This window comes from Crossiella sp. S99.2, from assembly GCF_023094165.1.
Classification (GTDB): domain Bacteria; phylum Actinomycetota; class Actinomycetes; order Mycobacteriales; family Pseudonocardiaceae; genus Crossiella.
Window position 1 is genome coordinate 1 of sequence record NZ_JALMDK010000020.1, and the last position, 18,399, is coordinate 18,399.

14 protein-coding genes are annotated in these 18,399 nt (G+C 71.6%); 4 read left to right on the plus strand and 10 right to left on the minus strand.

What is annotated here, in order from left to right; genetic code table 11:
- Positions 1-189: 189 nt before the first annotated feature.
- Positions 190-891, minus strand: coding sequence for a TetR/AcrR family transcriptional regulator (locus MZC64_RS43625; protein ID WP_247765400.1), 702 nt, complete (start codon positions 889-891; stop codon positions 190-192).
- A 75-nt stretch (positions 892-966) separates the two neighbouring features.
- Between MZC64_RS43625 and MZC64_RS43630 the strand changes: the two genes are divergently transcribed.
- Genes MZC64_RS43630 through MZC64_RS43640 form a run of 3 tightly spaced genes read left to right on the plus strand, consistent with a single transcriptional unit; the run spans position 967 to position 4,162 of the window.
- On the plus strand, positions 967-2,445 hold the full coding sequence (locus MZC64_RS43630) for an NAD(P)/FAD-dependent oxidoreductase (protein WP_247765401.1): 1,479 nt from the start codon (positions 967-969) through the stop codon (positions 2,443-2,445).
- Positions 2,442-3,359 carry an ABC transporter ATP-binding protein gene (locus MZC64_RS43635; RefSeq protein ID WP_247765402.1) on the plus strand — a complete coding sequence of 306 codons (918 nt, stop codon included), beginning with the start codon at positions 2,442-2,444 and terminating at the stop codon, positions 3,357-3,359. The genes MZC64_RS43630 and MZC64_RS43635 overlap by 4 nt, the downstream gene beginning before the upstream one ends.
- Entirely contained in the window at positions 3,359-4,162 is an 804-nt protein-coding gene (locus MZC64_RS43640; RefSeq protein WP_247765403.1) for an ABC transporter permease, read from the plus strand. Before MZC64_RS43635 ends, MZC64_RS43640 begins: the two co-directional genes overlap by 1 nt.
- Positions 4,163-4,298: 136 nt before the next feature.
- Here MZC64_RS43640 and MZC64_RS43645 read toward each other — a convergent pair whose 3' ends face one another.
- The 6 genes from MZC64_RS43645 to MZC64_RS43680 all read right to left on the minus strand — a co-directional run bounded on the left by MZC64_RS43645 (position 4,299) and on the right by MZC64_RS43680 (position 14,380).
- On the minus strand, positions 4,299-5,387 hold the full coding sequence (locus MZC64_RS43645) for a winged helix DNA-binding domain-containing protein (protein ID WP_247765404.1): 1,089 nt from the start codon (positions 5,385-5,387) through the stop codon (positions 4,299-4,301).
- Between the two features lie 167 nt (positions 5,388-5,554).
- Positions 5,555-5,938 carry a hypothetical protein gene (locus MZC64_RS43650; protein WP_247765405.1) on the minus strand — a complete coding sequence of 128 codons (384 nt, stop codon included), beginning with the start codon at positions 5,936-5,938 and terminating at the stop codon, positions 5,555-5,557.
- Positions 5,935-9,453 (minus strand): ALF repeat-containing protein, encoded by a 3,519-nt coding sequence (locus MZC64_RS48405; protein ID WP_282106858.1) that lies wholly within the window; start codon positions 9,451-9,453, stop codon positions 5,935-5,937. The genes MZC64_RS43650 and MZC64_RS48405 overlap by 4 nt, the downstream gene beginning before the upstream one ends.
- Positions 9,450-9,929 (minus strand): hypothetical protein, encoded by a 480-nt coding sequence (locus tag MZC64_RS43670; protein ID WP_247765406.1) that lies wholly within the window; start codon positions 9,927-9,929, stop codon positions 9,450-9,452. The genes MZC64_RS48405 and MZC64_RS43670 overlap by 4 nt, the downstream gene beginning before the upstream one ends.
- A 298-nt stretch (positions 9,930-10,227) precedes the next feature.
- On the minus strand, positions 10,228-13,875 hold the full coding sequence (locus MZC64_RS49005) for a hypothetical protein (protein WP_247765407.1): 3,648 nt from the start codon (positions 13,873-13,875) through the stop codon (positions 10,228-10,230).
- Between the two features lie 31 nt (positions 13,876-13,906).
- Positions 13,907-14,380 (minus strand): hypothetical protein, encoded by a 474-nt coding sequence (locus tag MZC64_RS43680; RefSeq protein WP_247765408.1) that lies wholly within the window; start codon positions 14,378-14,380, stop codon positions 13,907-13,909.
- A gap of 166 nt (positions 14,381-14,546) precedes the next feature.
- Here MZC64_RS43680 and MZC64_RS43685 point away from each other — a divergent pair, with 166 nt between their 5' ends.
- Complete coding sequence (locus tag MZC64_RS43685; protein ID WP_247765409.1) at positions 14,547-15,074, plus strand: SgcJ/EcaC family oxidoreductase; 528 nt, start codon at positions 14,547-14,549, stop codon at positions 15,072-15,074.
- Here the strand turns inward: MZC64_RS43685 and MZC64_RS43690 are convergent.
- From MZC64_RS43690 to MZC64_RS43700, 3 genes are all read right to left on the minus strand, one after another.
- Positions 15,040-16,389, minus strand: a complete 1,350-nt coding sequence (locus MZC64_RS43690; protein ID WP_247765410.1) for a sensor histidine kinase — start codon at positions 16,387-16,389, stop codon at positions 15,040-15,042. The two genes, MZC64_RS43685 and MZC64_RS43690, sit on opposite strands and share 35 nt — an antisense overlap.
- Positions 16,386-17,051 carry a response regulator transcription factor gene (locus tag MZC64_RS43695; RefSeq protein WP_247765411.1) on the minus strand — a complete coding sequence of 222 codons (666 nt, stop codon included), beginning with the start codon at positions 17,049-17,051 and terminating at the stop codon, positions 16,386-16,388. Before MZC64_RS43695 ends, MZC64_RS43690 begins: the two co-directional genes overlap by 4 nt.
- Before the next feature lie 174 nt (positions 17,052-17,225).
- Positions 17,226-18,287, minus strand: coding sequence for a hypothetical protein (locus MZC64_RS43700; protein ID WP_247765412.1), 1,062 nt, complete (start codon positions 18,285-18,287; stop codon positions 17,226-17,228).
- Positions 18,288-18,399: the final 112 nt, after the last annotated feature.

Below are 18,399 nucleotides of genomic sequence, written 5' to 3' on the forward strand. Positions count from 1 at the left end.
TTTGCCACGTCTCGTTCCCTCCGGACTCTCCGTCAATTCTACTTGGGGACGTGTCCGGAAAACTCGGGGCACCTCATTCATCGTGTTGGCCGTTGTCGTACGGTGCGTTGGCCGTTCCCGACGGCGAGTTGGCCCAACTGGTACGCCCGGTTGGCCCAAGTGGGCGTACCAGTTGGCCCAAGTGGTGCGTTAGCCGCGCAGCGAGCTGACGCCCGACTCGACCACCCGCGCCGCGCGGCCCACCTCCTCGGTCACCCGGGCCCGGATCTTCGCCGGCGGATGCTCGCCCTGGAGATACCGCCGCAGTGCGCGGGTGTGCACCTCCCACAGCCCGAGCAACGCGGTGGCCGCGATCAGCGGCTCGGGGTCCTCGGCGGTCAGCCCGGAGCGCTCGGCCAGGATCTCCGTGGCCACCGCGACGACCTTGTCCAGCTCGTCTCGCTGGTGGGCGCGCAGCGCGGGGGTGGCCCCGGCCAGCTCGAAGAAGCGGCGCACCAGGACCCGGGTCTGAGCCGGGTCCGCCTGGTCTGCCAGCCAGCCGAGCAGGTCGTCGAGTTCGCTGGCCAGGATCCGTTGCACTGCCTCGACGGGGGTGGTCGCGGGGTCGGCCAGGGCCGCGCGCAGGGAGGCGGTTGTGGTCTCCCAGCGGTCCAGGACCAGGGATTCCTTGGTGGGGAAGTAGTTGAAGACGGTCTTCTCCGAGACGCCGCAGGCCTCGGCGATCTCGGTGACCCGGACCGCCTCGAAGCCGCGCTCCATGAACATCATCGTCGCGGTGTCGGACAGCTGCTGGCGCATCTGCCGCTTCTTGCGCTCGCGCAGGCCCTCGGCGGCGGGGGCCTGATCCGCCGGGCCGCGCAGCGCCGTCCAGTTCACCGTTCGCGCCTCCATGACCGCAGCATAGTCCAGCCCCTGCATTGTTTCTGCTACGGTAATTTTATAGCTACTGAAACTAGGAGGCTGGACATGACCAAGACGCGGATCGCGATCATCGGCGCGGGACCCGGTGGACTGCTGTGCGCCCGGGTGCTGCAACGGCGCGGCATCGAGGTCGCCGTGTACGACACCGACCCCGGCCCGTACGCCCGCGACGCCGGCGGCACTCTGGATCTCAAGGCCGATTCGGGGCAGATCGCCTTGGAGGACGCCGGATTACTGGCCGAGTTCCGGGAGCTGGCCCGGCCCGAGGGGCAGGCCAAGACGCGGCTGGACCAGCACGGCACTGTGCTGGCCGCCTTCGTTCCCGAGGAACAGGATGAGGCCGCCACCGAGATCGACCGCGGTCAGCTCCGGGTCATGCTCGCTGACCATCTGGCGCCGGGAACCGTGCGCTGGGGCCACAAACTGCGCGCCGCCACCCCGCTCGGCGCGGGCGTGCACCGGCTGGAGTTCGCCAACGGCGTCGTCGTCGAGACCGACCTGCTGATCGGTGCGGACGGGGCCTGGTCCCGGGTGCGGCCGCTGCTGAGCCCGGCCAACCCGGTCTATCGTGGAGTGTCCTTTGTGGAGGTTCGCTTCGACGAGGTGGACCAGCGGCACCCGCGGATCGCCAAGCTGGTCGGCGACGGGCAGATGTTCGCCACCGACAACGCCGGGCGGGCGATCATCGGACAGCGCAACAGCAATGGGCACGTACGCGGCTACGTCGCCCGGCGCACTGCGCTGGACTGGCTCGCTGAGGCCGGGCTGGACCTGGCGGATCGGGTTGCGGTGCAACGGTTCCTGCTCGCCGAGTTCAGCGACTGGTCCGCGGATCTGCTGCCGTTCATCACCGATAGCGAAGGCGAGTTCGTCAACCGACCGCTCTACGCGTTGCCCGCCCCGCTCACCTGGGCGCACCGGCCCGGGGTGACCCTGCTCGGTGACGCCGCGCACCTGATGACGCCGTGGGGTGGGTTCGGGGTGAACCTGGCCATGCTCGACGGCGCCGAACTCGCCCGCGCGGTGGCCGAGGAGTCCACTGTGGACACAGCGATCCGACGGTACGAAGCCGTGATGCTACCGCGCGGCGGCGAACACGCGGTCGGCGCGAACGACGCGATGGACCGGTTCTTCGCCACCAAGGAGTTCGACCCCGCCGACATCCCGGACACCCTGGCCGAGCACCAGCACGCACTGGCCGCCGCGGCCGAGTACCGCCGCCGCCACCCGGTGGCCACCACCTGGACCCTGCGCTTCCGCACCCCTGGCGGGGAACGGACCTTCGCGCTGGTGCTCGACACCAGCACCGCACAACCCACCGGCACCCTCGACGGCCTGCCGATCGAGCACGGCACCCTCGCCGATGGCGTGCTGCGCTTCACCGCCCGGCTCACCGCACCGTTCCCGATGAAGTTCAGCTGCATCGCCTCTCTGGACGGCGACACCATGACCGGCAGTGCCAAGGCGCCGATGATGTCGATCGCCTTCACCGGCACCCGCGCCACCCAGGGGAGCACCCGGTGATCGAGGTGACCGACCTGGTCAAGCGCTACGGCGAGACCACCGCGGTGGACCGGCTCAGCTTCACCGTCCGGCCCGGCCTGGTCACCGGTTTCCTGGGCCCCAACGGCGCCGGGAAGTCCACCACCATGCGGATGATCGTCGGCCTGGACACCCCGACCGCGGGCGCGACCAGGGTCAACGGGCGTGCGTACCGGACCCAGTCCGCGCCGCTGCGGGAGGTTGGCGTGCTGCTGGACGCCCGCGCCACCCACCCCGGCCGCTCGGCGCGGGACCATCTCCTCGCGCTCGGCGCCACCCACGGCATCCGGGCCGACCGGGTGGACGCGGTGCTGGAACTGGTAGGGCTGAGCGAGGTCGCCCGCCGGCGGACCGGCAACTTCTCCCTCGGTATGGGGCAGCGCCTGGGCATTGCCGCCGCGCTGCTCGGCGATCCTCGGACGCTGTTGCTGGACGAGCCGGTCAACGGACTGGACCCGGACGGCATCCGGTGGATCCGGCATCTGTTGCGCGACTTGGCCGCGGAGGGCCGCACGGTGTTCGTCTCCTCGCACCTGATGAGCGAGATGGCGCTCACCGCCGACCACCTGATCATCATGGGCCGGGGCAGGCTGGTGGCCGATCTGTCGGTGGCCGAACTGGTGGCCGCGGCGGCCCGCGGTGTCCAGGTGGGTTCGCCGAGGGCGGGGGAGCTGGCCGCGGCGCTGGACGGCCCCGGCGTCACGATCACGCCGCAGGGCAACGGTGTGCTGCACGTGACCGGGCGGAGCGCGCCGGAGATCGGCCTGCGCGCGGCGCAATCGGGCATCCCGCTGTTCGAGCTGACCGCCCAGCAGGCATCCCTGGAGGAGGCGTACCTGGAACTGACCGCGGATGCCGTGCAGTACCAGGGCATCCTGACCGGGAAGGCCGCCTGATGACCACGACGCTGCCCGAAGTCCGTGCGGCGCAACGGATCCGGCTCAGCGCCGCAGGGGTGCTGCGCGGGGAGTGGATCAAGCTGATCAGCGTGCGCTCCAGCGCGGTGTGCCTGCTCAACGCGGTGGTCGCGATGTTCTCCGCGGTGCTGCTGCTCTCCATCCGGAGCACCATGCAGATGGCCAAGGTGGAACGGGATCCGGTGGCGACCGTGCTCAGCGGCGCCGAGTTCGCCGGACTCGGCATCGGCGTGCTGGGCGTGCTGCTGGTCAGCACCGAGTACGCCACCGGCCTGGTCCGGGTGGTCTTCACCGCGGTGCCCGCCCGGCTGCCGGTGCTCTTCGCCAAGATCGCCGCGGTGCTGCTGGCGGTGTTCCCGGTGATGCTGGTGGCCAGTGCCGCGGCCTTCCTGGCGGGGATGGGTGTGCTGGCCGCCAACGGCGGCTCGACCACGGCGCTGACGGATCCGGGTGCGCTGCGCGGGGTGGTCGGCACGGCGGCCGCGCTGGCCGGGATCGGGGTGCTCGGCGTGGCCCTGGGCACCATCCTGCGCGGCACGGCGGCCGGGGTCACCGCGGTGATCGCGGTGGTGTTCCTGCTGCCCAACGTCGGCGACCTGCTGCCGCTGTCCTGGCAGCAGACCGTGCTGAAGTTCTTGCCAGCCAAGGCGATCGAGGCATTCACGCACAGCGTCCAGGACCCGGCGCTGCTGACCCCGGCCACCGGCGCGCTGGTGTTCACCGGATGGGTGACTGCCGCGGTGACGCTGGCGGCCCTACGCCTGCGCCACCGCGACGCCTGATCACCCACCCGCCACCGCGTTGGCCGAATCCCGGTACCACTTGGGCCAACTGGTACACCCACTTGTGCCAAACGGGCGTACCAGTTGGCCCAACTCGCCGGAAGGTCGGTACGCCGGAGCCGGGAGCTGGCCTGGTTCAGCCGATCTTTACCCGGCTGCTTTCCTTGTCGGACAAGAACAACGCGACCTGTTCGGCTTCCTCGGCCACCGCGGTCCGGTCGGCCTTGGGCAGCTTGCCCAGCGGTGTGACCAGCACGGTGCCCTCGGCTGACTTCCAGGTCGCGGCGACCCGGCCGTCCACCAGGACCACGCGTTCGCCTGCCACGGACAGGTTGCGGTGCTCGTCGTCGATGATCCGGGTGCGGTCCTGGTAGCCGAGGATCGCGTTGTCGAAGGCAGGCAGGAAGCGCACCGGGGCGGGGGTGTCGGGGTCGGGACGCGGGGCCTCGGGCAGGTCCAGGAGTTCCCGGCCCCGCTCGTCCCGGAAGCTGATCAGTTCGGGGCGGACCGCGGCCACCGCGGCGGGCAGTCCGGTCAGACCGCTCCAGGCCCGCAGGTCGGCGGGGGCGGCGGGGCCGAAGGCGGCGAGGTAGCGGCGGAACAGGATTTGGCCGACCGGGTCAGTGGGATCCTCGTCCAGCGGGTCGATCTCCCGGCCCACCCAGTCGGCGAGCAACGCGTTGCGCGCGCCGCCCTTGGCCCGCCACAACCCGCGCGGCGGGATCTGCACCATCGGCAGCAGGGCGGTGACCAGCATTTCGCCGAGGGCCCGGTGACCCGCCGACGGCCAGCGGTCCAGCACCGCCCTGGCCAGCTCGGGCCTGGAGCGGGGTTCGCCGTCGGCCAGCACCGCCCGGCCCGCGGCGGCGAGTTCGTCCAGGTCCACCTCGGCCAGGTCGGCGCGGTAGACCCCGAGCATGCGCTGGCGCAGCATGGCGTTGTGCCGGGACCGCCAGGCCAAGGGGTCCGCGGTGGTCATCAGGTGCACGGTGCCGCGCATCAGGTGGGTGCGCACCACCTGCCGACCGGTCAGCAGGTCGGAGAGCACCGTGGGATCGAAGGCGCACAGTCGTGACCACAGGCCGATGAAGGGTTCCTGGGGTTCCTGGGCCTGCAATCCGCCCAGGTGCGTGACCGCGTCCAGCACCGGCAGGTCGGCGCGGTCGAGCAGGAGCTGGCGGGCCAGGGCGGCGCGGTTGAGCGCCCGGGTGGTCAGCACGGTCATCGGGCACCGCCGTGGCGCGCACCGTGTCCGGACCCACCGAGTCCACAATGGAGAACCATGAGATCACCTCGCAGCCGCAGGCGATTCCGGTCCACCGCCCTGGTGTTCACCCTAACCGCCGCACTGACATCGGCGGTGGCGTGCCGGCGCACACCACCGCCTGATGCTCAGTCCGACAGGTCGACCGGCAGTACGGCCTCGTTGGCCGTCATGACCGCCCTGGCCGCCTCGGCCTTGGCGAGCACACCGGGCCAGCGCGGATCGGCCAGGTAGACCTCGTCGCGCACGTCACCGAGGTCGGTGATCAGCACGTCGAAGACCAGCCCGGCCTGCCGGAGCGGCTCGACCTCGTTGGCGTGCAGGATCTCCCCGACCGCGGCCGCCGGGTCGGAGAGCACCTCGGTGTCGTCGAAGAGCACGTGCACGCACTCGTCGAGGTTCTCCACGTTGCTCCGGTCGAGCCACACCCGTTCCTGGTACTCGCGGTCGGCGAGTGCGCGCACCGCCGCCAGCACCTGGAACCGCAGTCCGGGAAACCTGACCTGCCTCATTTCTCGTTCCACGATTTCCACTGCAACCATTCCTCGAGTGGGATGTGCGTGGCCAAACCGTCGTCGGAGACCTTTGTCCCCTGCGGTAGCTTGTTCCCGTTCCGGTCGACGAGACGGCCATTGTCGGTGATGCGCACGTGGTCGACCCGCTGGGACGGGAAGTCGCTGGCCGGGTTGCCCTTGTCGATGCGGATGAAGTTGCCCCTGGGGTTCTTCTCATCGAACCACCGGACCCCGACGCCCTTCTTGGTGGGGCCGGGCAGCCCGAAGGTGTCCGGCACCTTGGTCAGCGCCCGCGCGTCCAGCCAGCCGTCCAGCGGCGGCGTCTCGGGCGCGTTCTCCCGGACGCGCTCGTTCAGCTCCCGGAATGCCTTCTTGTTGACCAGGTCGCTCAGCTTCTCGACGATGTCGAGGCCCTGGTCGAAGATCTCCTTGATCTCCTGCTGGTACTTGGTGGCCAGCGTGTTGAGCAGCCACTCCAGGTCCGCGCGGGTCCGGCACAGCGGACTCTTCAGGCAGGCCTTGGCGACGGTGACCACCATCGCCTTGTCCCTGGCCCGTCCGTCGACCTGGGCGCACTCGATGGTGTGCTCGGTGCAGTGCGCGGCCAGGAACTCGGTGATCGCGTCGGCCTTGTCCTGCTGCGGACTCGGCGGCGGACCGATGTCGGTCCCGTCCTCATCGGCGTTGACATCGCTGCCGCTGGCCGCCTTTTCCTTGGCCAGCGCGGATTCCAGCGCGTCGCTGGCCGCCTTGGCCGCGGCGGCGGCGTGCTCGTTGGCCTCCTCGGCCGAGGCACGTGCGCTGGCCGCCGAGTCCGCCGCCGAGGCAGCGGAAGCCTTGGCCTGCGCGGCCGAGGTGGACGCGGCCGCGGCCGAGCTGTCCGCCGACCAGGACGCCCGCTGCGCGGACGCCGCCGCCGCTCTGGCGTCCTTGGCCGACTGCGCGGCCTGCGCCGCCGATGCCTCCGCGTCCCGCGCGGACCTGGCCGCGTCGTCCGCGTGCACCTGTGCCTGCGCCGCGGAGGCCGCGGCCTGGCGCTTGTACTCATCCGCCGCTTCCGCGGCCTTGTTGGCCACCGCGGCCACCCGTTGCGCCTCGGCCGCGTCGGCCCCGGCGGTCGAGGCGAACCGGGCCGCGTCGGCGACGTAACCCTTGACCCGCGCCTCGTGCGCCGCGGTGTCCTGGTCCCGGCGCTGCGCCCGCAGGTGCTCGACCTGGAGGAAGTCCGCCAGCATGCTCGGCGGGCCCTCCAGGGCGATCGCACCGGCCGCCTTGACCTCCTCCTTGCCCGCGGTCATCAGCTGGGCGACCCGGATCCGGTTGTCCTGCTCGGCGGCGATGTGCTGACCGCGCAACAGGAACTCGGTGCGGTCGGCGTCGGTGCCGTTGAGCGCCCGGTTGCCCGCGTCCCTGGTCGCGGAGCCGCCGTTGTGCATGAGCACGCCGATCGCGACCCGGTCGTCGTCCTCCTTGCCCGGGTAGGCCCTGGTGCGCTCGAAGTCCAGCACCGCACCGTGATCGCCACCCAGCGCGGCGGCCGCGGCCTTGCGCTGCGCGGTCTTCGGCGCGTCCATCGCGAGGTACTCGACCCGGGACCGGTCATCCAGCTCGGCGGCCAGCTGCCTTTGCCTGGTGACGAACTCGCGCACCTCGTACTCGGTGCCGCCCAGCGCGCTGTAGGCGAAAGCCCTGGTCCACGCGCCGCCGGAACGGGTCAGGTGTGCGGCGGCCTGCCTGCCCTTGGCCGCGACCACGGCCAGTTCGACGCCGGGCGCCGCGGCCTCGGCCAGCAGCCGCTTGGTTTCGGCCTCGGTCCGCCTGCCCTCGACGCTGGCCCAGTCCTCGTGTTCCTTGCGGTTGAGCCAGTTCTCCTTGGCCAGCCTGGCCTCGGCCTTCTTCGCCTCGGTCTCGGCGGTGAGCCGGTTCGCCGCCGCGTCCCGCGCGGTCTTCTCCACCTCGGCGGCGGACTTGGCCGCCTTGGCCGCGGTCTCGGCCGCCTTGCTCGCGTTGCCCGCGTGCTCGGTGGACTTCCTGGCCGCGGTGGCCGCGTTCCCGGCGTGTTCGGCCGCGTCGGCGGCCGCCGCGGCCGCTGCCCTGGCGTGCGCCGCGGCGTCGGTGGCGTGCGCCTTGGCCGCGAACGCGGCCTTCGCCGCCTCCGAGGCCAGTCCGGCGGCGTCGTTGGCGGCCCGCTTGGCCGCGCCCGCGGCAGCCCGCGCGGTGGCCGCGGCGCGCCTGGCCCGCTCGGCCTCCGCACCGGCCACAGTAGACTGTCCGGCGGCCTGTTCCGCGGCCGCCGCGGCCAGCTCCGCGTTGGCCGAGGCGCCGCCCGCGGCCGCCGCGGCCTGACCCGAGGCGGTGGCCGCCCGGCCTGCCGCGTCGGCGGCCACCACCGCGGCGTCCACTTCGAGGGCGACCTGCGCCGCCTCCTCGGCCATCCGGCGGGCCACCCCCGCCGCGGCGTTGTCGGTGGCCGCGTTGGCCGCCGCCTGGTAGGCGCGGGCGGCGGCCTGGCTGGCCAGCACCGCCGCACTCGCCGCGCGGGCGGCCGCGTTGGCCGCCACCCTGGCCGCCTGGTTGGCGGTGGCGGCGGCGCCGATCGCGGTCCGCGCGGCCACCGCGGCCCGCCCGGCCGCATCCGCCGCCCGGCCGGCCGCCTGGGACGCGGCGGTCGCGGAGTCCTTGGCCGCCGCGGTTTCCCGCGCCGCCAGCTCGGCCGCTGCCTTGGCCAGTTCGGCGGCCTGGACTGCCTGATCGGATGCCTCGGTGGCCAGCTCGGTCTCCGCCTTCGCGGTCGCGCCCGCCTCCTTCGCGGCGGCCACCAGCTGGGTGAGGGTCAGCGTCTCCTGGTCGCGTTCCCGCGCGATGTGCTGGCCGACCGTCAGATAGTCCCTGATCTCGGGCAGGCCGCCGCCCATCGCGACCTGCGCGGTCCGCTTCACCTCCGGCCCGCCCGCGGCCATGATCTGGGCCAGCCGGACCCGGTCGTCCTCCTCCTGGGCCCGCTGCACCCCGGTGGCCAGGAAGGTCTGCCGCGCGGCGTCGTCACCGGCCAGCGCCCGCTGCCCGGCCTCGTTCACCGCCCGCCCGCCGACGGTCATCAGCTGACCGATCCGGACCCGCTGGTCCTCCCGCGACGGCGCCACCCAGCCACCGGCCAGGAACTCCCGGATCTGAGTGATCCCACCGGCCATCGCCCGGCTGCCGGCCTCCCGGACACCTCGCCCGCTCGCGGCCATGAGCTTGGCCAGACGCACCCGGTCGTCTTCTTCGGTCGCGGCCGGTTGCCCGGTGCTGAGGAAAGCCCGGACGTCGGCCTCGGTGCCGAGCAGCGCGGCCTCGGCGGCCCTGGCCGTGCCGGGCCCGCCGGTGCGCAGGAACTGCAGGGCCTTGGCCCGGTCGGTGGGCGGCAGCGGTGCGGCCGCGGCGGCCTCGGGCGCCAGTGGCGCACCCGCGACCCCGGCCAGCACCGCGACCGCCAGCGCGGCGGCGGTCAGTCTGGACGCGATTCTCATGCCGTCACCCGGAATTCGAGCAGGGTCGCGTCCGGCCCGCCGGTGCCCTCGCCGATGGGGGTCCAGTCCTGCCCGTTGAGCCGGACGGTCTTGGTCTCGGTGGCGGTGCGCAGCACGACATCGGTGCTGAACAGGCCCTTGGCAAAGTAGGCCTTGGGCAGCTCCATGGTGATGAACCCGGAGTTGCCCGCCAGCTTGAAGCAGTACTGGCCCGCCTGGTTCGGCGATCCGTCGGTGCGGCGCTGCACGGCCAGCACACCCTCGACACCGGTCCGCGGGCAGTCGGTCAGGGTGATCTTCCCGTCGCCCTTCTTCAGCCGGATGCCCTTCTCCTGGAAGATCTTCTCCGCCCCGGGGTAGTCGTACTCCTCCTCCAGCGGCGGCGGGTCGTCAGCGGCGGCGGCGACCGGCACGCCGGAGATCAGCACGGCGAACACACCGGCCAGGGACGCGGACAGGACAGAACGAAGGCGCACGACAAGAACCCTCACGGCTCAGTGACAGCAACTCGCCTCGGCACGACTGTGCGAGACCCCCGACAGCCCGGAATTACAGCATGTAACAGTTAGGTCGTCCAGGGGTTCCAGCGTCGAGTTGGCCACACTCGTACGGCCAGTTGGCCCAACTGGTCGTCCCACTTTGGCCAACTCGACGGCCGCCGTCGGCGGAGGCGGCGGCCAGCTCGGCGAGCAGCTCCTTGGCCTCGGCGGACCGGGTCACCAGCCAGTCGGGCACTCCGCCCCAGGTCTCCACCCGGTGCACCTGTCCAGCGGCTCAACCCGCTGATCCAGCCGCTCTCCCTTGCTCCCACACGATGATCTCACCGTGACCGCTGCCGCTGGCGAGCAGAACCGTGCCGTCGGCCAGGGTGAGGGTGGTCAGGGCGTACACGCTGGCGGTGTGGCCTTCCAGCTCGCGCAGGAGTTCTCCAGTCGCCGGATCCCACAACCGCACCACGCGTCCGTCTCCGGCAGTGGCGAGCAGGGTGCCGCCATCGGGGGCCGGTACCGCGACGAGCGACCAAGCCGAATGGTCGGGTATGCGGAAGTCGTTGTGCGGCAAGCCGGTCAGCGGATCCCACAGGCGCACGCGGTCCTGGTCGGCGGCCGCGAGCAGGGTGGTGCCGTCCGGCCTCGGCACCAGCGTCATGGCATGCACGTCGCGGTGGTCGAGTTGTCGCACCAGCTCGCCGGAAATGGGGTGCCACAACCGGATTCCGTCGTCCTCGGTGCTGGCGATCAGCGGCACACCGTCCGGCATCGGCAATACCGCCAGGGCGGCGATGCTGTCCACGTTGTGCCCGTTGAGTTCGTAGGCGTACTCACTGTCGAAGGCCGGGTTGCCGACCTCCACCAGATCGACGTACTTCTCGTACTTCTCCATCGGGCTGGCGTAGTCGTCGTAGTCGTAACCATCCCTGAGCTGGGCCGTGCCGCGGGCGAGCAGCCGGGTGCCGTCCGGCAGCACCAGCACCGCCAGCTCGTGGCCGCCGTCGTCCCCCCGGTACTCCTGCACCGGCGTGGCCGCCGAGCCCGGGGCGAGATCCCACAGCCGCACAGACTTGTCGTCCGAGCCGATCAGGACGGTGCTGCCATCCGGTATCGGCATCGCGATCAGCGCCGTCACCGGGACCTCGTGGCCGTGCAGTTCCCGGTGCAGCTCGCCGGTGACCGGATCCCACAGTCGCACAACGTGATCGGCGCCCCCACTGGCCAGCAGCACCGTGCCGTCGGGCATCGGCACCGCGGCCAGCGCATTCACCTCTCCGATGTGCCCCGCGCTGGTGCCGTGCAGGCCACCGGCGGCCAGGTCCCAGAGCCGGATCGTGCTGCGCACCACCATGCTGTTCTCGCTCGCGGTGGCGAGCAGGGTCCCGCCATCCGCCATTGGCACCGCGGCGAGGGTGTGCACCCGGCCCGGACTGCCTTCGAGCGTGCTGTGCTCGACCCCGGTCCCGGGATCCCACAGTCGCACCACCTGGTCCTCGCCGCCGCTGGCCAGCAGCATGCCGCCACCGGGTGCCCGTACGGCGGTCAGGCAGTGGACCGGGCCGAGGTGCCCGTGCCGTTCCCGGCGCAGCTCACCGGTGGCGGGGTCCCACAACCGCACCACGCATGGCTCGCTGAGGCTCAGCACGGGGTTGTGGTGGTAGTCGTGGCCCGCGCCCGCGAGCAGCACCGTGCCGTCGGGCATGGGCAGCGCCGCCAGCGCGTACACGCGGTTGAACTGAGGCAGCGGGAACCTGCGGTCGTATCGCGTGCCGGTGACCGGGTCCCACAGCAGCACCCCGTCATCGCCGCCACTGGCCAGCGCGGTGCCGCCGTCGGGCAGCGGCAGCACCGCCAGTGCCCAGATCGTGTTGGTGTGGCCGTGCAGTTCGCCGCGCAGTGTGCCGGTGGCCGGGTCCCAGAGCCACACCACCTCATCGGGACCGGCGCCCGCGAGCAGGGTGGTGCCGTCGGGCATCGGCACTGTCACCAACGCGTTCACCTTGGTCGCGCCCGGCGGGTAGGCGAGTTGGCTGCGCGGCGTACCGGTGGCGGGGTGCCACAGCCGAAGGTTGTCCTCGCCCGCGCTGGCGATCAGGAGGGTGCCGTCCGGCAGCACCAGCGAGGTCAGCGCCTGCACGGACCCGGTGTGGCCGCGGAGTTCGGCGCGCAGCTCACCGGTGCTGACCTCCCGCAGCCGCACCACGTACTCCTCCCCGGCGCTGGCGAGCAGGGTGGAGCCGTCCGGTAGTGGCACCGCGGCCAGTGGATGCGGGTGGGCACTGCTGTTCTCCAGCAGACGGTGCGCGGTTCCGCGCCACAACGCGTGCCGGGCGCGCCAACCGACCGGTCGGTTGAGGCGCGCCGCGAGCGTGTGGTGGCCGACCTTGAGTGCCGCCACGTGCAGGGCGTCCAGCCGGTCGGCGTCGGATCGCCAGGCGTTGGCGGCCAGCTCGACCACCGCGAGCGTCGCCGAGTCGCTCGTGTGCCGGCGTAGGCGGAGCAACGCGGGCACCGAGGTGACCGCGAGGAAACCGGGCTCCTCCAGCAGCCGGTCCAGGCGCCCGCTCAACGCCGCGTGCTCGGCGAGGTGTTCCCGCGCGTAGAGCGGCAGCGCCGCCCAATCAGCTTGCGGGGTAAGGGAATCTGCCAGTCGTGCGTGAGCCTCGCGGGTGGCGGTGGCGAGGTCGTGCGCGAGTTCCCGGAGCTGATCGTCCGCGGTCGCGCCGGTGCAGAAGTCACGCAGGCTCTGGTGCCGCAACGCGTAGACGTCCGGATCGCCCTCCGCATCCGGGCGGGCGGCCAGGAACGGCTTGAACGGACCGCGCAGCAACGCTTTCACCCCGGCCAGGTCAAGCCCGCCCCAGGACGCGAGCTGACGTGCCGGTAGCGGACGGCGGGCCGCGGCCAGCAACGCGAGCAGCGGGAGACCGGTCGCAGGCCAGTCGGGCTGTGCCTGCCAGCGCTGGATGTTGTTGGCGTAGAAGCCCGCCAGGCCGGTCGGCAGGTTCTCGATCGCACTGGCCGGGTGGCCGTCGCGGAGCTGGTCCAGCACCGAGGCGGCGTAGATCCACACCCCGCCGGCGCGCTCGGCCAGCACCCGGCAGAACCGTTCGGTGGACAGTCCGGCCGCGCTGATCGCCTGCGCCAGCCGGGTATCTCGCCGCGCCACCCGGTCCAGGAAGTCGAGCAGGTCCTGGCGGTTGGCCGGGCTTTCCACCTCGATCCGCCGGACCCGGCCGAGACCGGCGGGCAACGGCGTCCCCGGCCGGGTGGTCGCGATCAGCACCGTGGCCGCGGGCAGCTGCCGGGGCAGTCCGAGCGGGAGATCGCCGGGCCGGGGTGGCGGAGCCTCGTCGAGCCCGTCCACCAGCAGGACCACCGGTGTGTCAGGGGCGGTCTCATCCCGGCGGCGGGCGGCGTTGAGGAGTTGCTTGGCCAGCCAGCCGACGCTGTCGTGCCCGGCTGGCAGCACTCCGCCGGGGGCGGCCTCGGTGAGGTCCCAGCGGGCGATGAGCTGGGCGACCAGGTTGGTGCGCGCGGTTTCCGGGGCGGTGCCGCCGGGCAGCCGGGTCACGTGCGTCGGGTAGTCGCGGGTGCAGGCGAGGTAGGTGGCCAGCGCGGTCTTGCCCATCCCGGCCTCGGCCTCGATCAGCAGGTGGCCGCCGACCCGGTCCCGCACACAGCCCGCGATGAACTCGTCGATCTCCTCGATCAGCCGGCCACGCCCGGTGAACAGCCCGACCAGGTCATCGGGGTTCTGTGGGTCCACCAGCCGGAGGTCGGCGGGCAGCAGGTCCAGCCCCAGGGTGGCCTCGCGCAGCTGCCGGAAGTCGCCGTGAAAGTGGATGTCCCTGGCCTGCACCACCGGACCGAAATCCTGGCCGCTGACCGTGTTCCTCACCTCGGCCTGGCCGGCCTCCTCCTGAGCCACAACTCACCGTAGCCGACCAGGGCCGGTGCGGTCAGAAAAGGCCGGCTCGCTCGTCGACGGTGTGCGTTGGCGTGCCCAGGAACACCTCGGTTCCCTCGACGCCATAGCCGATGTTGAGCGTGTCCAGCCGGTAGTTCCACTCGCCGCTGCAACAGCTGACGAACCGGTAGTTGACCTGCCAGCGCAGCCATTCGCCCGGCCCGATCCGTCGCGCGGGCGGGCGTCGCCAGCGGCGCGGCATCCCGTACGGCGGCACGTCGAGCTGGACTCGAAGTAGCCCGTCGGACTCCTGGAGCTTCAGCGGCGAGTCCGGGAGTTCTTCATCCCGGATGTCGAAGCGCGGCTGGAAGTCGCTCCGCTCGTCCATCCGCACCTCGTGGGTGAGCGGCGGTCGCCGGGCCGGGAGCGGGAACGCGTTCGGCGCGGCGTTGCGGCGGGCGGCCTCGACTCCACCCCGGGACTGCTTGGTCCACGAGGTCTGAACGCACTGGACGATCGCCTGCATGGCCACATCCTCGGCCACCGGCTCGGGGCTCGCGACCGTATTTCCCCCGACCTGCTGACACGAATTGGCGATGTTCTTACTCTGCGCTGTCCATCTCCTGTCCTGGCGCTAGCTCGCTCACTCGAAAGTGGAGTCAACACCCACTGAGCGGGACAGAGGAGAAACAATGCGTCGTACCAGCAAGGGCGTTCGGATCGCGGCGGTCAGCGCGGCGTTACTGGCCACCGTCACGGCCACCGCGTTCACCGGCACCGCGCTCGCCCAGCCCCAGGCCGCGAACAGCGCACCCGGGCCGGAGGTGGGGCTGCACCTCGGCAGCAGGCCGAGTGAGCGGGAGATCGCCGCGCTGTTCGAGAAGTGGAACACCGCGCTGGCCACCGGCAAGCCGACCGTGGTGGCCGATCTCTATGCGTCCAACGCGGTGCTGCTGCCCACGGTGTCCAACGAGGTGCGCACCACCCGGGCCGGCATCGTGCGCTACTTCGAGACCTTCCTGACCAAGCGCCCCAGCGGCCGGATCCTCAGCTCCACCATCACCGTGCTGGATCGCAACACCGCCACCAGCAACGGAACCTACCGCTTCAGCTTCAGCGACGGGTCCACTGTGGACGCTCGGTTCAGCTACGTGTACGAGAAGGTCGGCGGCCGGTGGCTGATCGTCACCCACCACTCCTCGGCGATGCCGGAGAAGTAACCCCGCGCCCCGCCGCCCGCAGGGTGATCCACACCGCCAGTCCGCCGCCGGGAGCCGGTGCCAGCCGCACGCTCCCGGCGGCGTCGGCGATCAGCTGCTTCACGATGGCCAGGCCAAGGCCCGAGCCACCACGCCCGGTCAGGCCCTGCCCTCGCCAGAACCGGTCGAAGGCCCGCGCGCGTTCCGCCTCGGACAGGCCGGGCCCCTGATCCAGCACCACCAGGGTCACCCGGTCGCCCTCGGCGGTGGCGCGCACGGTGACCGCGCCGCCGTTGGGGGAGACCTCGATCGCGTTGGAGAGCACGTTGTCCAGCACCTGTTCCAGGTGGCCGGGCGCGGCCAGCGCGTGCGGATCTTCCTCGGGCAGTTCGGCCAGCAGGCGCAGCCCGCGTTCGGCGGCCACCGGCATCCACACCTCGAACCGGTCCCGGACCAGCTCGGCCACGCCCACCGGTTCCGGCGTGGCCACCTGGCCCTCGGCCTTGGCCAGTGCGAGCAAACCGTTGACCAGCCTGCTCATCCGCACCACCTCGGCGGTGGCGATGTCCACGTCCTCGCGGGTGTGCTCGTCGGTGATCTCCTCGCCGATGTTGTCCAGGGACAGCCGCAACGCGGTCAGCGGGGTGCGCAACTGGTGCGAGGCATCGGCGACGAAGGCGCGTTGCGCGTCGACCAGGGTGCCCAGCCGTTGCGCGCCGGAGTTGAGGGTGCGGGCCAGGGTGCGGGTTTCCGGCGGGCCGGTCTCGGCCGAGCGGGCGCGCAGGTCGCCGTCGCTGAACCGGGCGGCCATCGTGGTCAGCTCGCGCAGCGGCCGGGTCAGCCTGCGGGCGACCAGCACGCCGGCCGCGGCCGCCACCACCAGCACACCGATCGCGAGGGCGGCGCGGAAGCCCCAGATCTGCCACAGCCGCCGTTCCAGGGGGGCTTCCGGGTAGTGGACCCGTACCGAACCGGCCACGGTCCCGTCCGGTCGGCGGGCGGGGACGGTGAGCACCAGGGCGTCCGCGCCGAGCACGGGGGAGTGGGTCCACCGCGCGGAGTTCGTGCCTGCCTTGGCTTCGGATGAGTCGGCGGGCAGCAGTTCGATCCGGCCCAGGGTTTGTTGCTGGTAGGCGCCTACCAAGCGGTCGAGTGCCTGCCGGGAGGGCTCGTCCGGGGCGGCCAGCAGCAGGGCGACCGTGTCGGCTTCCCGGCGTACGGACAGTTCCAGATCGCCTTCCAACTGGGCGGTCAGGGTGAAGGCGACCGGCACGGTGAACGCGGCGATGGCCAGTGCGATGAGCAGCACGTAGCTGGCGACCAGCTGGCGGATCATGCGGAGACGACCAGCCGGAAGCCGACCCCGCGCACGGTCTCGATGGCGAAGGCGCCGGGGAACTTCCGCCGCAGCGAGCCGATGTGCACGTCCAGGGTCTTGGTGGGGCCGAACCAGTTGGCGTCCCAGACCGCTTCCATGATCTGTTCCCTGGTGAACACCGCGCCCGGCTCCTCGGTGAGGAAGGCCAGCAGGTCGTACTCCTTGGGCGTGAGCAACACCTCCGCTCCGTCCAAATAGGAGCGTCGGCCGCGCCGGTCCAGGGTGAGCTGGCCGTACCGGTCCGGCTGGGCCTGCGCGGCGGGGTCGGCAGGCCGGACCCGGCGCAGCACGGCCCGCATCCGGGCGATCACCTCGCGCACGCCGAACGGTTTGGTGACGTAGTCGTCCGCGCCGATCTCCAGCCCGACCACCCGGTCGACCTCGTCGCTGCGCGCGCTGATCACGATGATCGGCACATCCCCGCGGGCCCGCAGCTCCCGGCACACGTCCAGCCCGTCGGTGTCCGGCAGCCCGAGGTCCAGCAGCACCAGCTCCGCCTCGGCCGCGGCCAGCGCCTCGGCGCCGGTACGCACCCAGTCCACCTCGAAGCCGTAGCGGCGCAGGCCCCGGCGCAGCGATTCGGCGATCGGCTCGTCGTCCTCAACCAACAGCACTCGCACGCGCGCATCCTCGCACGCCCGCGCCACCCCGACTGACGTGCGTGGACCGGATCCGCACGGCTACCGACCGGTCGGTAGCCGCGCGGATTTCGGTCCGACCACAGTGGTCCAGCAGTTCACTGTGCCGAGTTCATGGGCGATACGCCGTGGTCCACGGACACACCCGGCCGGAGATCAGGGAAACAGCTCCACCGGGTTGTCGCAGCCGTGCCCGGCCCGCAGCCGTTGGATCTCGTCGAGCAGATGTGGTTGACGTGCCAGTTCGGTCACCTGGCCGCTGTCTGGTTCCATGCCAGGGAGCGTGCTGGTGAGGTATCGCCAGGAACGGCCCCACAGGGACAGTACGGTCTGCCGCCACGGCGCGCTCGCGATCAGGTAGGAGTACTGGTCGGGCTGCTCGACTCGGATCTTCGCCAGGTACCGCTCGATCCACCACAGATGGGTGAGCAGGGCATGTCGGTCACTGGTGCGGGTGGTGCCGCCGGAAGAGAGGTAGTAGGTCACGGCCATCGAGTTGATGTACTGGGTCCACTCCTCGACGAGCATGTTGAAACCCTGGTCGCCGGATTCGAACTTGGTGTTGGCCGGGTCGCCATTGAGGTAGGTCTCCGCGTAGTCGCGGTCACTGCCGTGACTGCCGCTGCCGAACTCCTTGCTGGTGGTGATCGTGCCCCGCTGGGCCGGTGGCCGCTTGCGGTTGTCCAGGTCCGCCAGCAGCAGCGAGCGTGCCATCGAGTACTTCGGGCTGTTCGAGGTGGTGCCCTTGCCGTGCATCCCCGGCGCGGTGAACACGACATCGGCGCCGGACTTGCTCCGGGCGACGAAGTACCGGTTCTCCGGCACGCTCTTGTCGATGCCGTGCCCGACCTCGTGCACAACCGTGCTGAGTTGGCCGAGCACCTGGGATGCGGTGTTCTTGGACCACAGCCAGCGATCCACCGCGGGCTTGCCCCCGGCGATGTCGATGATCCGTTTACCGGTGGGGTACCGCCGGGCCAGCACACCGTCGATGAAGCTCAGGTAGCTGGCCGATTGGTAGGAGTTGATCAGATCCTGGATGCCTGGGAACTGGCTGGGTTCCCGGAAATCCTCCACGGTGAGCACAAAATCGCCGTCGGCGCAGTTCCGGTCGACGACCACCGGCGCCCCGGCAGGGGCAGCCGCCACGACGGCCGGGGTCGCGCACTGCATGATCAGGGCGAGCGCCGTGGTCGCCGAAAGTCGAATCGGGTGCATAGCCGGACCTCCGTAGCAGGGTGGAGATACGTGGAGTGGGCGCCTGTGCACAGGGGAGGGCGCCCGGCACCCACCTTGCGCCCTATGGAGCCCCGAAACCAGGGCGAACAAC

Bases quoted from the DNA above. Each gene is read 5' to 3' on its own strand.
- MZC64_RS43630 (WP_247765401.1), top strand. From the start codon at position 967: ATGACCAAGACGCGGATCGCGATCATCGGCGCGGGACCCGGTGGACTG.
- MZC64_RS43650 (WP_247765405.1), bottom strand. From the start codon at position 5,938: ATGAGGCAGGTCAGGTTTCCCGGACTGCGGTTCCAGGTGCTGGCGGCG.
- MZC64_RS48405 (WP_282106858.1), bottom strand. From the start codon at position 9,453: ATGAGAATCGCGTCCAGACTGACCGCCGCCGCGCTGGCGGTCGCGGTG.
- MZC64_RS43645 (WP_247765404.1), bottom strand. From the start codon at position 5,387: ATGACCGTGCTGACCACCCGGGCGCTCAACCGCGCCGCCCTGGCCCGC.
- MZC64_RS43685 (WP_247765409.1), top strand. From the start codon at position 14,547: ATGCGTCGTACCAGCAAGGGCGTTCGGATCGCGGCGGTCAGCGCGGCG.
- MZC64_RS43690 (WP_247765410.1), bottom strand. From the start codon at position 16,389: ATGATCCGCCAGCTGGTCGCCAGCTACGTGCTGCTCATCGCACTGGCC.
- MZC64_RS43640 (WP_247765403.1), top strand. From the start codon at position 3,359: ATGACCACGACGCTGCCCGAAGTCCGTGCGGCGCAACGGATCCGGCTC.
- MZC64_RS43700 (WP_247765412.1), bottom strand. From the start codon at position 18,287: ATGCACCCGATTCGACTTTCGGCGACCACGGCGCTCGCCCTGATCATG.
- MZC64_RS43680 (WP_247765408.1), bottom strand. From the start codon at position 14,380: ATGCAGGCGATCGTCCAGTGCGTTCAGACCTCGTGGACCAAGCAGTCC.
- MZC64_RS43625 (WP_247765400.1), bottom strand. From the start codon at position 891: ATGGAGGCGCGAACGGTGAACTGGACGGCGCTGCGCGGCCCGGCGGAT.